Annotated in this window: 15 protein-coding genes, 2 rRNA genes and 1 riboswitch; of the genes, 5 read left to right on the top strand and 12 right to left on the bottom strand. The window is 29.7% G+C overall.

The annotated features are described in order from the left end of the window. The first annotated feature begins 32 nt into the window (after positions 1–32). From E6771_RS10560 to E6771_RS10550, 3 genes are all read left to right on the top strand, one after another. Entirely contained in the window at positions 33–767 is a 735-nt protein-coding gene (locus E6771_RS10560) for an ElyC/SanA/YdcF family protein (RefSeq protein ID WP_316091288.1), read from the top strand. Position 768: 1 nt separating this feature from the next. Further along, complete coding sequence (locus E6771_RS10555; protein ID WP_316091287.1) at positions 769–1680, top strand: YafY family protein; 912 nt, start codon at positions 769–771, stop codon at positions 1678–1680. 67 nt (positions 1681–1747) lie between these two features. Beyond that, complete coding sequence (locus E6771_RS10550) at positions 1748–2014, top strand: zinc ribbon domain-containing protein (protein ID WP_316091286.1); 267 nt, start codon at positions 1748–1750, stop codon at positions 2012–2014. Between the two features lie 40 nt (positions 2015–2054). On the opposite strand, the gene E6771_RS10545 is transcribed toward E6771_RS10550, so the two are convergent. The 5 genes from E6771_RS10545 to E6771_RS10525 form a co-directional block, all read right to left on the bottom strand. Then, positions 2055–2576 (bottom strand): cysteine hydrolase family protein, encoded by a 522-nt coding sequence (locus tag E6771_RS10545; protein WP_316091285.1) that lies wholly within the window; start codon positions 2574–2576, stop codon positions 2055–2057. A gap of 130 nt (positions 2577–2706) precedes the next feature. Further along, entirely contained in the window at positions 2707–3474 is a 768-nt protein-coding gene (locus E6771_RS10540; RefSeq protein WP_316091284.1) for a MetQ/NlpA family ABC transporter substrate-binding protein, read from the bottom strand. A 33-nt stretch (positions 3475–3507) separates the two neighbouring features. Beyond that, positions 3508–4290 (bottom strand): MetQ/NlpA family ABC transporter substrate-binding protein, encoded by a 783-nt coding sequence (locus tag E6771_RS10535; protein WP_316091283.1) that lies wholly within the window; start codon positions 4288–4290, stop codon positions 3508–3510. Between the two features lie 32 nt (positions 4291–4322). Continuing rightward, the gene (locus E6771_RS10530) at positions 4323–4970 is read right to left on the bottom strand and encodes a methionine ABC transporter permease (protein ID WP_316091282.1); all 648 of its coding nucleotides are present in this window, start codon (positions 4968–4970) and stop codon (positions 4323–4325) included. After that, a complete protein-coding gene (locus tag E6771_RS10525; RefSeq protein WP_316091281.1) occupies positions 4960–5967 on the bottom strand; it encodes a methionine ABC transporter ATP-binding protein in 1008 nt (335 codons plus the stop codon). Before E6771_RS10525 ends, E6771_RS10530 begins: the two co-directional genes overlap by 11 nt. An 89-nt stretch (positions 5968–6056) precedes the next feature. Then, positions 6057–6144, bottom strand: a riboswitch (SAM riboswitch). Positions 6145–6271: 127 nt separating this feature from the next. On the opposite strand from E6771_RS10525, the gene yqeC reads away from it, so the two are divergent. After that, entirely contained in the window at positions 6272–7561 is a 1290-nt protein-coding gene (gene yqeC / locus E6771_RS10520; protein ID WP_316091280.1) for a selenium cofactor biosynthesis protein YqeC, read from the top strand. Between the two features lie 161 nt (positions 7562–7722). On the opposite strand, the gene E6771_RS10515 is transcribed toward yqeC, so the two are convergent. Together E6771_RS10515 and E6771_RS10510 are read right to left on the bottom strand one after the other, a co-directional pair. Then, entirely contained in the window at positions 7723–8838 is a 1116-nt protein-coding gene (locus tag E6771_RS10515) for a Coenzyme F420 hydrogenase/dehydrogenase, beta subunit C-terminal domain (protein WP_316091279.1), read from the bottom strand. Continuing rightward, positions 8822–10165, bottom strand: coding sequence for an MATE family efflux transporter (locus tag E6771_RS10510; protein ID WP_316091278.1), 1344 nt, complete (start codon positions 10163–10165; stop codon positions 8822–8824). The genes E6771_RS10515 and E6771_RS10510 overlap by 17 nt, the downstream gene beginning before the upstream one ends. Before the next feature lie 162 nt (positions 10166–10327). Between E6771_RS10510 and E6771_RS10505 the strand changes: the two genes are divergently transcribed. Next, a complete protein-coding gene (locus E6771_RS10505) occupies positions 10328–11182 on the top strand; it encodes a MurR/RpiR family transcriptional regulator (protein WP_316091277.1) in 855 nt (284 codons plus the stop codon). Between the two features lie 42 nt (positions 11183–11224). Here E6771_RS10505 and E6771_RS10500 read toward each other — a convergent pair whose 3' ends face one another. From E6771_RS10500 to rrf (E6771_RS10480), 5 genes are all read right to left on the bottom strand, one after another. Next, entirely contained in the window at positions 11225–12982 is a 1758-nt protein-coding gene (locus tag E6771_RS10500; RefSeq protein WP_316091276.1) for an NADH-dependent [FeFe] hydrogenase, group A6, read from the bottom strand. A 26-nt stretch (positions 12983–13008) separates the two neighbouring features. Continuing rightward, complete coding sequence (locus tag E6771_RS10495) at positions 13009–14793, bottom strand: NADH-quinone oxidoreductase subunit NuoF (protein ID WP_316091275.1); 1785 nt, start codon at positions 14791–14793, stop codon at positions 13009–13011. Between the two features lie 37 nt (positions 14794–14830). Beyond that, positions 14831–15325, bottom strand: coding sequence for an NAD(P)H-dependent oxidoreductase subunit E (locus tag E6771_RS10490; protein WP_316091274.1), 495 nt, complete (start codon positions 15323–15325; stop codon positions 14831–14833). A 325-nt stretch (positions 15326–15650) separates the two neighbouring features. Then, positions 15651–15767: ribosomal RNA gene (rrf, locus tag E6771_RS10485) — 5S ribosomal RNA — on the bottom strand. A gap of 31 nt (positions 15768–15798) precedes the next feature. Further along, positions 15799–15915 (bottom strand): 5S ribosomal RNA (gene rrf, locus E6771_RS10480). Positions 15916–15956: the final 41 nt, after the last annotated feature.

The following is a 15956-nucleotide window of genomic DNA, read 5'->3' as shown; positions in this document are numbered from 1 at the left end:
TAGAATATATCAAAAATATAAAGGGGTACAAAATGAAAAAAATAGATTTCCTCATACTTACTTTTCTTTTTATATGCAGCATTATAGTCAAATCATCTTTTGGATTCAGATTTCTTTTTTTACTCTATACTTCTTTAATAATATATAGAAATATAAGCATTAGATCTGAAAAAAGCAGTTTTTTTAAATTTTTAAAAAAAATCTGTAAACTTGGATACTGTTTTTTTATTCTTACTTTTATCCTTATTGAAGGAATAATTCTAAAAGACATATTAGTCAATAAAAATAAAGACCCTAAAGTAAAATACCTCATTGTTCTTGGTGCTGGACTAAAAGGAGATATTCCATCAGAAGTATTAAAGTATAGATTAGATAAAGCTGTAGAATATCATAAAAAAAATCCAGATACAATCTTTATTGTTTCTGGAGGTCAAGGAAAAGATGAGTGGATATCTGAAGCAGAAGCTATGAACATATATCTCTCTAAAAAAGGAGTTCCTTTAAAAAATATCATCAAAGAAGATAAATCTACTTCAACATATGAAAATCTAAAATTTTCTGATAAAATAATCAAAGAAAAAGGTATAACTGGAGATATTGGAGTTATGTCTAACAGTTTTCATATGTATAGAGTCAAATTAATATCTCAAAAATTAAATTTTCCTTTAAAAACTGTTTATGCAAAAACTCCAGCAATAGTCTTTCCTAATTACATGTTAAGGGAATATTTTGCTTTTTTCAATGAATATAGAAAAAAAGAGGTATGATATGCAGATTAACAGATTATTTGAAATACTCTATATATTAATTAATAAAAAACATGTAACTGCTAAAGAACTATCCTCGCATTTTGAAGTATCTGTACGAACTATCTATCGAGATATAGATGTTCTCTGTTCTGCAGGTATTCCTATATATACTTCTCAAGGAAGTGGTGGTGGAATATTCATAGAAAAAAGCTACATTTTAAACAATTCTGCTCTCACTGATGAGGAACAGGAAAAAATAATAACAGCTCTGCAGAGTATCCCATTGTTAAATAATGATGATAATTCAAAGCTTATATCTAAACTGTCTGGACTCTTTAAAAAAAATTATCTCAACTGGATAGAAATAGATTTTTCCAGATGGGGAAACAATGAACAAGATAACCAAAAATATATTCTCATCAAAAATTCTATTATTGGCCATACTATAATTTCTTTTAACTATATCAACTCTTATGGGGAAGCTGCAATAAGAAAAATTTGTCCTGTAAAACTTTTTTTCAAATCTTCATCATGGTATATACAAGGATTTTGCTTAGATAAAAAAGACTATAGAATATTTAAAATCAGCCGACTGTCATCTTTAAAAGTAAGTTCAGAGATATTTGATATTAGTGAACTCCCTTTACCTCCTCCACTAGAAATAAAAACAGAAAATTGTCCATTTTTAATAGAAGTAAAATTAAAATTTCCATCTCATTTAGGTTATAGGATTTATGATAATTTTCTTCCAGAAGAAATAAAAAAAACAAAAGAAGGAAATTATATAGTAACTACCTCTTTTCCATATGATAAATGGATATATAGTTTTATTCTTTCTTTTGGTTCAGAAGTAGAGATTTTAGAACCTGAAGAAATTAAAACAACTCTTTTAAGTGAAATAGAAAAAATAAAAGCAATTTATAAAAAATAACCTGACATGCTGTTGTCAAGTTTCAAGTGTTACAATGAGATATCTAAAATATACAGGAGGGATTAAAATGAATGAAAAATATTGCCAAAGTTGTGGAATGCCTATGGGAAATACTGATGAACTTTATGGAACTAATACAGATGGTAAAAAAAATAATGATTACTGCAGTTATTGTTTCGAAAATGGAAAGTTCAAAGATGAAATAACTATGAATGAAATGGTTGAATTCTGTGTTCCTCATATGACTGAAGCACATCCTGAAATCACTGAAGAAAAAGCAAGACAAATGATGAAAGAGTTTTTCCCTCACTTAAAACGTTGGAAAAAAGACTAAAAATAAAGATACTGGCTGTAATAGCTAGTATCTTTTTCAATTAAAACTCTATATCTTTAATATCAATTATCTGTGCAAAACGATTCTTCCAAATATTATTCATGTAAAAATCATTCAAATCCATAGCACTAAACTTTCCATTATCACAAGTAGTCACTGTATCTTTGGGAATAATCAGCTCATATCCATATTCAAAAGCTGCCTTACAAGTAGTATCTATACAATATTCTGTCTGCATTCCAGTCAATATAATTCTTTCAATATTCTCACTTTCAAGATATTCTTTTAAACCTGTTTTTCTTAAAGCACTGTTATAAATTTTTTCAAATATTTTTTCATTTTCAGCAGGCTGAAGTTTACTATAAATTTCCCACCCAGGAGTTCCATATTCAAGATCACTTCCTTTTCCACTGTCATGTCTTACAAAGATGACTTCTATCCCTTTTGATCTACATACTTTAATAAGATAATTAATATTATCTGTTACTCTCTCAGCATCATGCATGCCATATAAAATCAAAGCTGTCTGAACATCCACTACAAGTAATACTGTTTTTTTCATTTTCCCCCCTAAAAAATTAAAAATATAAAAAAGACCAGATTATTTCCATATAGTATATCATAATTTTTTATAAAAAATACCTTTCTGAATGAGAAAATATTTCATAACAGAAAGGTATTTATCTTTTTTACTAAAATACAGGTACAAATCCACCTTTAAAAGTATCATTAATATAATTTCTTACTTTTTCACTTTGAAAATATTTTATAAAAGTTTTTATATCTTCTCTATTTTCATCTCCTGCTCTCACAGCTATAATATTTATATATGGAGAATCTTTATCCTCAAGAAGAATACTATCCTTAGTAGGATAAAACCCTGCATTAAGTGCATATCCACCATTAATAATAGCTGCATCCACATCATCTATTACTCTGGGAAGTTGTGCTGCCTCTAATTGCTTAAATTTTATTTTCTTTGGATTTTCTACAATATCAAATGCAGTAGCCTGAAGGTCTGTAGGGTCTTTAAGTTTTATCAGTCCTATTCTATGAAAAAGAAGAAGAGCTCTTCCACTATTTGTTGGATCATTTGGTATAGCTATCGTTGCTTTATCTGGAAGTTCTTCTAGTGATTTATATTTTTTAGAATACAATCCTAAAGGTGCTATATATGTTGCTCCTGCTGAAACAAGATTAAGATTTCTATCTTTTTTAAATTGCTCTAAATATGGAAGATGCTGAAAAGAATTTAAGTCAATATCTCCTTCTGCTAGTGCTATATTTGGTGTTACATAATCATTCATCTCCACTATTTGCAGCTCTATTCCTTCTGCTTTCAAGTCATCTTTTATGAGCTCCATAATCTCTGCTCCTGGATAAGAAGTAGTTCCTATTTTTAATGTTTTTCCAAAACATAGTGTTGTCAATAATATAAAAAGTATAAATATTTTTTTCATCTTTCAGCTCCCCTTATCAATTATGTATTTTTATTAGAATGTGGGTACTACTCCACCTTTATAATTATTTAAAATATAAGTACTAACTTTTTCACTTTGAAGTGCTTTTATAAGTTTCACTATATCCTCTTTATTTTCATCTTCTGCTTTTACAGCTATAATATTTGCATAGGGAGATTCTTTTCCTTCTAATAAAAGAGAATCCTCAACTGGAGAAAATCCAGCTTCTAAAGCATAATTTCCATTAATTACTGCTGCATCTACATCAGGAAGAACTCTAGGAAGCTGTGCTGCTTCAATTGGTTTAAATTTTAATTTTTTAGGGTTTTTAACTATATCAAATTCAGTAACATATAGATTCGATGAATCATTTAAAGTAATTATTCCATTATTGTGTAAAAGAATAAGTGCTCTTCCTCCATTTGAAGGATCACTTGGTATAGCTATTGTTGCTTTATCTGGTAATGCTTCTATTGAATCATATTTTTTAGAAAAAACTCCAAGAGGTTCAACATGAATTTTTGCTGCTGAAGCAAGTTTTAATCCTCTTTCAGTTATAAACTTTTCAAGATAAGGGTAATGCTGAAAGAAATTAGCATCTATTTCCCCTTCTGCCAACGCTAAGTTGGGAGTTACATAATCTGTAAATTCAATGACTTTAAGTTCTACTCCTTCAGCTTTTAGATCATCTTTTACAAGATTTAAAAGCTCTGCATGAGGTACAGGTGTAGCTCCAACTTTTAATTCTCCTGCTAATATTGTTGTTCCTACCAATACAAATGCTGCTGCTAATAATGTTTTCAATGATTTTTTCATAAATATTCACTCCTTTTATAATTTAATTTTATTTATCGGTTTCTCTTAGCTCTATATACAAGATAGTTACCAAATGATTGTAATATCTGTACTAGAAGGATTATAACAATTACTGAGTATATCATTATATCTGTTTTAAATCTCTGATATCCAAATCTTATTGCAAGGTCTCCAAGTCCACCTGCACCAATAGTTCCTGCCATTGCTGAAAAACCTATCAGGCTTATTACAGTTACTGTTATTCCATGTATTATATGTGGCATAGTTTCAGGAATCATCACCTTTAATATTATTGTGGAATTACTTGCTCCCAAACTTGAACTAGCTTCTATAAGTCCTCTGTCAACTTCATTCAATGCTCCCTCTATCATTCTGGCAACAAATGGTGCTGCTGATATTGATAAAGGAACTATTGCTGCTGTACTTCCTATTGTTGTCCCTACTATTATTCTTGAAAGTGGAAACAGACAAATCATTAAAATAATGAAAGGAAATGATCTTAAAGTATTAATTATCATTTCAAGAACTTTGTTTAACTTCGGTTTTTCTAAAATATTTCCTTCTTTAGTTATCACTAATAATATTCCTATTGGGAATCCCATTATCAATGAAAATAAAGTTGAAAAAAATACCATATATAATGTCTCCAATGTTGAATCTAAAATCATACTAAATACCATTATAAACTACCTCCACTATAACTCCTGATTCATTGAACCATTCTATTGCTTCCTGTTGCTGCTTTATATCTCCTGATAATTCAATAAATAGATGTCCTACTTTCATTGTAGAAAGATGGTCTATTGAGCCTCCAATTATACTGAAATCTATATCAAATTTTCTTAATGCTTGTGAAATTATTGGTTCTTCTGCTATAGTTCCTAAGAATTTAAGTTTTACTATATATTTTCCCTTAGTTTTCATTATCTCTATTCCTCTTTCCTCTGTACTAGGAAGATAAGAAATAAGTTCTTTTGTTATTTCTTCCTTTGGATTAGAGAAAATATGATGTACACCTCCTGTTTCAACTATTTCTCCATCTGACATAACTGCTACTCTATTACAGATATCCCTGATAACTTCCATCTGATGAGTTATCATAACTACTGTAAGACCAAATTTCTGCTGAATATTTTTTATAAGCTCCAGTATCGAATTTGTAGTTTTAGGGTCAAGAGCTGAAGTTGCTTCATCTGATAAAAGTATATCTGGATTATTTGCTAATGCTCTGGCTATTGCCACTCTCTGCTTTTGCCCTCCACTTAATTGACTTGGATATGAATTCATTTTATCTGAAAGCTCTACTACCTCTAACAGCTCTTTTACTCTATCTTTTATTTTATCCTTATTCCATCCAGCTATTTCTAATGCAAATGATACATTCTCTCCAACTGTCCTTGAAGCTAAAAGATTAAAATGCTGAAATATCATTCCTATTTTTTTTCTTCTTTCTAAAAGATCATTCTTAGAAAGTTTTGTTATATCTATTCCATCTATTACTATACTACCACTTGTAGGTTCTTCTAATCTGTTTAAAAGCCTTATAAGAGAAGATTTTCCTGCCCCACTAAGACCTATTATTCCAAATATATCTCCTTTTTTTACTTCAAGGCTTACATCTTTTACTGCATGAAAGCCATTAGAATATATTTTGTTTATTTTTTCTATTTTGATCATTCCTGTGCTCCTCCATATCTATATTTAAGTAAAAAAAAATCTCTACTGCCATCAAGGAATAGAGATAAATTACACTAATTTTATTAGTCTATCCATCTGTCTGGAATTAGCACCACACCATAATGGCAGGTTGCTGAAACATCATAGGGCCAGTCCCTCAGTCTCTCTTGATGGTTGATTCATTTGTTAGAAGTATATTATAACTTTTTTCAATTTATGTCAATACATTTTTTAAAATTTTTATAGACTGGAAAAAAAATTTCATATACAATACTGTATAAAGTTAAATAAAATGGAGGAAGTTATGACTTTTAATTATTTTAATATTATAAAAAATGATGTAATAACTATAACAGGTGCTGGGGGTAAAACTTCTCTTTTATATTTTCTTGCAGAGAAACTTTCAAAATTTGGAAAAGTTCTTATAACTACTACTACAAAAATTTATTTCCCTTCTGAAGAAAAATATGAAACTCTTATTATAGGAAATAAGATTTTTTCCGGAAAAAATAAAAATATAACTATAGCTGGAAGTAAAGTTGAAAATAAAAAACTTCATTCTTTATCTTATGAAGAAATAAAAAGTATTAAAAAAAATTATGATTTTATTTTAATTGAAGGTGATGGAGCAAAAAATAAATTATTAAAGGAATGGAATAATTATGAACCTTGTATTCCTGATTTTTCTACAAAAATAATTGGAGTAATCAATATGGATATACTTGATTTAAATATCTCTGAAAAAAATATTCACAGATTTGAACTTCTAAAAGAAAAATTTCCTGATGATATAAATAAAAAAATTACTTCTGATTTTTTACAGAAATATATCTTATCAGCTGATTATTTTAAAAATTCCAGTATAAATTCAAAAAAATATCTTTTTTTTAATGGAATTGATGAAGAAAAGTATCTTAATAAATTTCATACAACTCTAAAAACAGTCTATAAATTATATGAAAATGCTTTTTCTCCAAGAGTATTTATGGGAAGCCTTAAAGAAAAAGATATATATCCTTTAAAAAAATTAGATGCTGTAATTATGGCCTCTGGATTTTCTAAAAGAATGGGAAAAAATAAACTCTCTCTATCATACAATGGAATCCCCCTTTTAGAATCAACATTACAAAAAATTCTTCATATTCCTTTCAATAAAGTTATCATTTGTGGAAGAGAAAAATGGATTGAAGAACTTGCTTATAAATATAATTTTAATTATTATTATAATTCTTTTGCTGATTTTGGGCAAAGTGAAAGTATAAAACTTGGAATAGAGAATTCCACAGGTGAAGGAATAGCTTTTTTTCCTGGAGATCAGCCTTTATTATCTGAAAATACAATTTTAAATCTATATTATGAATTTCAGAAAACTAATCTTATAACTGTTCCTGTAGTTGAAGAAAAAAGATTTTCTCCTGTATTTTTTCCAGAAGATAAAAAAGAAGAATTACTAAAACTAGAAGGAGATATCGGTGGAAAAAGTGTTATTAAAAAAACTCCAATCATTAATCTTGTTAAATTTTCTTCTGAAAAAGAATTTAAAGACATAGATACCATTGAAGATTATATGTATATAATTAATAATAAAAAATAATAAACAGAGCTCTGGAAATTTAAAATAACTCAATTACCAAAAAGGTATAAAATACTAAAAAATTTTCAAATTTCTAATATTATACAACTATGAAAAAAATAAAAGAGGCTGCATAAATTAGTTCGTAAATCACTAATTTGCAACAGCCCATTTTTTTCTACTTACTTAAATATCTTATATTTTTTCATTGTTTCTTCCAATCCAACTTCAATAACATTGTCCCAAAATTCTTCTCTATTTTCAGGATAAGATATTGGACAACTTAATCTCTGCTGATGTTTTACAGACTCTGAACTTTTTCTTTTTTCCATTTCCATATCAGTTTTCATTTTATTAAGAATATCTTCTCCCTTTTCATTATTGACAATAACCAATGAAAGTCCTCTCTTATCATATTTTTCAGGAGAAAATTCTTCTATTCCAAAATAATCAGCAATTGTTATATCTGAAACTCTATGAGTATCAGTAAATCTGCATGCTGAACAAGATGGACGACTTATTGAAAGCAGACCAAAAAACATTTTATAGAATCTTTCATCTCCTTGAACATCATTCATTTCAGTTGTAGAAAAAAGAAAAGATTTATTGCTGTTACTTCTGCTCCAATCTAGTTTTTTAGTTCTAAAATGTACTTCATCAAGTATTCCGCCATTTTCTTTTTCTAATATTTTTTTAAATTCTTCCCAAATAAATGGACTTGGCACACTATGACATATTAGGTCACAAATATATAAGTTTTTCTTTAAGGATGTATTGCCTACATAGGCTTTAAGTCCTGCACATTGACATGGAGTTCCAGAAAATAAAATTTTTCTTCCAGCTATTAATTCTTTCTTTATTTGGATAAAAATATCTCCCAATTCACTTTGTACATATTTAGAGAATCTAAATCTATCTCTTTCTTCACTTGTTTCTGCCATTTTATGTACAACACAAAAATTATCATCAAAATCAACTCCGCATATTATCCCATTCTCTTTTAAAAAAATATCTGAAACAGCTGTAAAAGCTCCTCCAGAAGTTGAATTTTTAAGAACATCATTACTTTTGTGTATTGCCAAATAGAAATCTCCTTCAACTTTATTTTTAAGTTCCTTTTCATTTATAACAGGACAGATTTTTTTACACAATTGGCAATCTATACAAAGAGATTGATTGATTTTAGGATACAAAAATTCCTCTCTATCAGCTGTCATTTTTATTGCTTCTTTGGGGCAAACATTATAGCAGGCACTGCATCCGCAGCAATCCTCTTTCTTTTCAAATATGTATTCCATTTATTTCTCTCCTTTTGTTACTGTATCCCATATATAAATATGCTTCATATATTGCCATAAATATCCACCCTATTCCCATTCCTACAGCGACTCCTGATATTCCTATATATTTTGTAAGTATATACGATAGGATTATTCTAATAGGAATTTGAATAAGTGTTGCCACTAAAGTTACATCCATTCTTCCCAATCCTCTGAAAAATCCCTGCAATGTATTACAAATTGCTGTAAGTATATAAAAAAAGACTATTGTCCTTAAATACATTTTTCCTAAAAATATTGTTTCTATCTCACTTGAATCAATAAAAATTTTCATAATTGATTCTGAAAAAATAAATATAAATATTGCTGTTATTACACAATATAATAATGACATAGTTAAAGCCCTTTTAAAACCTTGAAATATCCTTTCATTTTTTCCAGCTCCTCTATTCTGAGAAATAAATGTAGTAAGAGCTGCTCCCATACTATCTCCTGGAGTAAGTATAAATCCATCTATTCTGCATCCAGAATTAAAAGCTGCTATTGAGTCTATTCCTAAAGGATTTACTGCTCCTTGTACAAATACAGCTCCTGTGAAAATTATAGTTTGCTGAACTGCATAAGATAAGCTATATGACATTGTTTTTTTCAACAAAATTAAGTCTATTGTAAATTCTTTTACCTTTAATCTAAGAACAGGCATTTTATAGTAAATATTTAAAATTGAAATAATTACTGCTGCTATTTGAGATATAACAGTTGCATAAGCAGCACCCTTTACTCCTAGCTTTAATTCTTTTATAAAATATATATCTAATCCAATATTTAAAATTACTGATATTATCAATATAACTAAAGGTGTTTTTGAATCTCCAACAGCTCTCATTTCAGCAGATAATATATTATATAAAAAAGAAAATTCCAGTCCTATTATTATTATCTGTAAATAATCTTCTGCCATTCTCATTATTTCTGGTGGAGTCTTCATTAAAATCAGTATATATTTTGTACCAAATAATGCAATAATAGAAAGAAGAAAAATAAATATTATGCCTGCTTTTATTGTTGTTGCTATTTCTCTCTTTAATTTTTCCATATCTCCAGAACCATAAAATTCAGCCATAAGTATAGCTGATCCCAATGAAAAACCAATTACAAAAAATATCAATATATTCATTATAGGTCCAGCTGTTCCCACTGCTGCTAATGCCTCTTTTCCACTGAATTTCCCTACTATTACAGCATCTGCAGCATTATACATCTGTTGAAAAATATTCCCTAAAAATATAGGTATTGCAAAGAAAAAAATATTTTTTGTTACATTCCCCTCTGTCATCTTTTTCATATTTATTGCCTTTCTAAGATTTTATGAAATCATTATTAATTTTATTTTGATTTTTTAAAATCATTTTAACACTATACATTTTTTTTGTCAATAAATTATTATTGACATTATTCTCAGAGCAAACTAAAATATTATCATAATAATTCTTACAGGAGCAATCTTATGAAAACTACTATTGAAAATTCTTCATATAAATCTGATCTTACTAATAAAGATAAAATAATATTAGATTATATACTTCGCAATAAAAAAACAACCTGTTTTCTTACTTCCAATGAAATAGCTGAAATTCTTAATGTAAGCCCTTCATCTGTAGTCAGATTATCAAAAAAAATCGGATTTGAAAACTTTTCAGCATTTAAAAAAGCCTTGCAAATGGAGATTGCTGATCAAGAACCATCTTTTGATGTAAGGGAAATTCCTTATGAAAAAATAGAACAATATGATAAGCTTTCTGAAGTTGAATTAATTAAAGCATTTAGACAGAATGTACTAAAAAATATTACTGCTGATATCTCCACTAAAGAGGATAAAAAATTTATAGAAACTGCTGATATCATTTCAAAAGCTAAAAGAGTATTTATTGTAGGATACCGTGCCTGTGCAGGTCTTGCTTCTACATTTGGAATAATGCTTTCCTGTATAAGACCTAATGTTTTTGTTTTAAATGATAATGGGCCTATTGTTGACAGACTTATTGATCTCAATAAAAGTGATGTGGTTATTGCTATCTCTTTCAATCGCTATTCACAGAATACAAAGTTTGCTGTTCAAATGGCAAGAGATACTGGAGCTAAAATAATTTCTTTTACTGACTTTTATACCTCCCCAATAGCACAGAAAGTAGATAAGGTTATAATTAATAGTGTAGAAAATTTTAGTTTTTATAATTCATATACCAGTTCTCTAATGAACATAGAAACAATTGTTGCTCTAGTGAGCAGAAAGAACATAGTAGAAAATAAAAAACGTCTTATGAAAATGGAAAAGTATCTGGAACAAAATGGTGAATATTAAATATACAAAAAGCAGGATCAGTATCAATCCTGCTTTTATTTGTTATTTATTTTTTCTATCTATATAGTGAGTATGGAAAAGTTTATGTGTCATAACTCCATAAGGTTTTCCTAATGATTCTCTATAAAGATCTATAACATATCTATTATTATGAGATGTTCTTATTTCTTTGTGATAATCTATATTTTGAATAGCTGCTGCTCTTGTTTTTACAATATCAAAGTTTCCATGGTGGTACGGTTGTCCTCCTCCACCTACACATCCACCTTTACATGCCATCACTTCTACAGCATGAAAATTTTCTTCTCCAGATTTTATTTTTTCTACAACTTTTCTGGCAGCTCCTAATCCATGAACTACAGCAAGTCTAAGAGTTTCACCTCCAACTTTTACTTCTGCTACTCTTAATTCTTCAAACCCTCTCATAGGAACAAAATCTACATCTTCCAGTTTAGTTCCAGTAGCCCATTCATACAATGTTCTTGAAGCAGCTTCCATAACTCCTCCAGTTCTACCAAAAATATCTGCTGCTCCTGTAGATTTCCCCATAGGTGAATCAAATTCGCTTTCTTGAAGTGAATTAAAGTCTATATTATATTGTTTTAAAATTCTTCCAAGCTCTCTTGTAGTTAATGAATAATCTACATCTGGGTTTTGCTCAACTGTAAATTCTTCTCTAGATGCTTCATATTTCTTAGAAATACAAGGCATTATAGATACACATACAAGATCTTTTTTATCTATTCCCATTTTTTCAGCCCATACATGCTTTGCTAAAGACCCAAATATCTGTTGTGGTGATCTTGTAGTTGAAAGATTATCTAACATTTCTGGGAAATTAAGCTCTACAAATCTTACCCATGATGGACAGCAAGAAGTAAATAATGGAAGTTTTATATCTTTATTTCCAGCTAAATAATCATCTAATCTATGTTTTAATTCTGTAGCTTCTTCCATTATAGTTATATCTGCTGCAAAATTTGTATCAAATACTCCATCAAACCCTAATTTTTTAAGGGCTGTAACCATTTTTCCAGTTGAGTCTGTTCCAGCAGGTATTCCAAAAAGTTCCCCAATGGCTACTCTTACAGCTGGAGCAACTTGCACTATAACTTTTTTATTAGGATTTATAAGGTCACGAGATAATTTAAAACTATTATCAGTTTCATACAATGCTCCAACTGGGCATACAGCTACACACTGCCCACAGAAAGTACAGTCAGTTTCAATAAGATTTCTATTAAAAGCTGTATTAACTACAACATTGAATCCTCTATCTATTCCTGTAAGAATTCCACAAGTTTGAATATCTCCACACATAGTTTCACATCTTCTGCACATGATACATTTTGTGATATCTCTAGTTATAGAAATCGAATGCTGTTTATCATGAATTGCTTCCTTTCCTTCAAATCTCATTTCTCTCAGTCCAAAAGAGATAGCAAGTTTCTGAAGTTCACATTCTCCATTTTTTCCGCATATTAAGCAATCTTTTGGATGATCTGAAAGCATAAGTTCTACTACCATTCTTCTTTTCTGCATTACTTGAAGAGAGTTAGTTACTACTTCCATTCCTTCAACTATTGGAGTTGTACAAGAAGGAAGAAGCCTGTTCATTCCTTTTACTTCTACTACACAAACTCTGCATGATGCACAGTTATTTTTATATCCAATATCATCCATTTGCATATAGCACAAGTGCGGAATATGTATACCAGCTTTTAATGCTGCATTCAGTATAGTTGTCCCTTCTGGTGCCAGTACTATTTTTCCATCTATCTTAAGTCTTATCATTCTCATTTTATTCGTTCACCTCATCAGAAATATTATAGTTTTACAATTGCACCGAATTTACAAGTCTCATAGCAAGCTCCACATTTTATACAGATTTCATTATTTATTTCATGTCTGTGTTTTACAGTACCTGTAATAGCATCTATTGGACATACTCTTGCACAAGCTGTACATCCAATACATTTATCTGTAATAGAATATGTAATAAGTTTTTGACATGCTCCAGCAGCACATCTCTTATCCACTACATGCTCAACATATTCATCATAAAATTGAGCTAATGTAGAAAGAACAGGATTAGCAGATGTTTGCCCCAATCCACATAGAGAAGTTGCTTTTATTCCTTCAGATAACTCTTGTAAAAGATGAAGATCTTCCAATGTCCCTCTTCCTTGAGTTATTTTATCAAGCATTTCATAAAGTCTTGTATTTCCCACTCTGCAAGGTGTACATTTCCCACAAGATTCATCAAGAGTAAATTCCAGGAAGAATTTTGCAATGGCAACCATACAGTCATCTTCATCCATTACTACCATTCCTCCAGATCCCATGATAGAACCTTTTTTACTTAAAGTATCAAAATCTATTGGAGTATCAAGGTCTTTTTCAGTCAGACATCCTCCAGATGGCCCTCCTGTCTGTACTGCCTTAAATTTTTTATTATCTTTGATTCCTCCACCAATTTCAAATATTATTTCTCTTAAAGTTATTCCCATAGGAACCTCAACAAGTCCCACATTATTAATTTTTCCTGCTAAAGCAAATACTTTTGTTCCTGGAGATTTTTCAGTTCCCACTTCTCTGAACCACTCTTTTCCATGTAAAAGTATTCCTGGTACATTTACCAAAGTTTCAACATTATTTACTACTGTAGGTTTATCCCAAAATCCTTTTTCTGCTGGATATGGGGGCTTAGAAGTGGGCTCCCCTCTTCTTCCTTCCATTGAATGAATAAGAGCAGTTTCTTCTCCACATACAAAGGCTCCTGCTCCAAATTTTAATTCAATATCAAACTCAAAATCGCTTCCTAATATATTTTTTCCTAAAAATCCTTTTTTTCTTGCAGATTCTATAGCAACTGATAATCTATGAATAGCTAAAGGATACTCAGCTCTGATATATACTAGACCTTCTGTAGCTCCAATAGCATATCCAGCTATCATCATTCCTTCTATTACTGAATGAGGATCTCCTTCCAGTATAGATCTATCCATAAATGCTCCTGGGTCTCCCTCATCAGCATTACATACAATATATTTTTGTTCATCTTTTATATTAGAGGCAATCTCCCATTTGATACCAGTAAGGAATCCTCCTCCTCCTCTTCCTCTAAGTCCAGAAGCAAATATCTCCTTTATTACATCCCTATTACTCATAGTCTTTAAAACTTTTTCTATTCCCTTATATCCATCATTTTTCAAGAAATCATCTATATTTTCAGGGTCAATAACTCCACAATTTTTAAGAGCTCTTCTTTCTTGTTTTTGATAGAATTCCATATCTTTAGAGTCATGAATACGTTCTTCAGTTTTAGGATCTACATAAAGTAATCTTTCTATTTTTTCCCCATCTATTATATCTATCTTGATTATTTCTTCTGCATCTTCTGGTTTTACTTCTATATAGAATGTATTTTCAGGTATTATTTTTACTATTGGTCCTTTTTCACAAAAACCAAAACATCCTGTAAGAACCACTTCTACATCTTTCACATTATACTCAGCTATATATTTTTCTAAGTTTATCTTTATCTCATCGCTTTTAGATGATAAGCAACCTGTTCCGCCACATATCAAAATTTTCTTATTGCAGTTCATTAGTCCCTCCTGAATAATTACTTGTATTTCCCCAAATTTAAGCGTTCTCTTGTCTTTCCTTTTCCATATAAGTTTCAATTAATTTTTTTATATCAGTTGGTTTTACCTTTCCATGAACTTCCTTACCAACAATAACTACTGGAGCTAATCCACATGCTCCCACACATCTTAAACAATCAAGAGAGAAAAGTCCATCTTTAGTAACTCCTCCTACTCCTATATCAAGTTCTTTTTCAAGATTCTCTAGAACTTTCCCTGCTCCTCTAACATAGCATGCTGTACCTGTACATACAGATATTTGATATTTTCCCTTTGGCTCCATAGAAAAGAAGTTATAAAAACTTACTACCCCATATACTTTTGCTACTGGAATTTCCAATTTCTCAGCTATGAATTCCTGGACTTCAGTTGGAATATATCCAAAAATTTCTTGAGCTTTGTGTAGAACTATAATAAGAGCACTTTTTTTATCCTCAAATGTTGATATATAACTTTTTAGTTCTTTAAACCCAATATTATCTTTACATATCATTTTTTGACCCCTCCTCATTTAATTGTGTAAGATTTTAATTCTATTTATATTATAATAACATAGAAACTATCAAAACTAAATAGTTTTTTTACTAATAAATGATACATATTTTTAATGTTTAAAGAATTCAAATGACTTCATTAATATCATTCTTCATATCATATTTAAAGAATGAAAAACAGTTTTCAAAAAATAAAAGAATTCCAACAAAATGGAACTCTTTTTTTCATTTTTTGATTAAATTTATTAACTTTTTACTTATTTTATTAAAAATCATATTACTTAATAATAGTTACTATATTTTTTATATATAACAATTAAAAAAGCTTAGCAAATTCCTATCCTCCCAGAAAGCTTCCCTCCAAGTACTTTCAGCGTTTATGGGCTTAACTTCTGGGTTCGGTATGGGACCAGGTGTACCTCCATAGCTATTTTCACTAAGCATATATAAACTATTTACTTTTAATTAAAAAGCTTGGCAAGTACCTATCCTCCCGGGAGGCTTCCCTCCAAGTACTTTCAGCGTTTACGAGCTTAACTTCTGGGTTCGGTATGGGACCAGGTGTACCCCCGCAGCTATTCTTACCAAGCTGTGTATCTATCTTTTTCAACAGACACTTGAAACTATATA

Source organism: Fusobacterium sp., from assembly GCF_032477075.1.
In the GTDB taxonomy this organism is placed as follows: Bacteria; Fusobacteriota; Fusobacteriia; order Fusobacteriales; family Fusobacteriaceae; genus Fusobacterium_A.
This window is presented reverse-complemented; position numbering and strand designations above follow the sequence as displayed.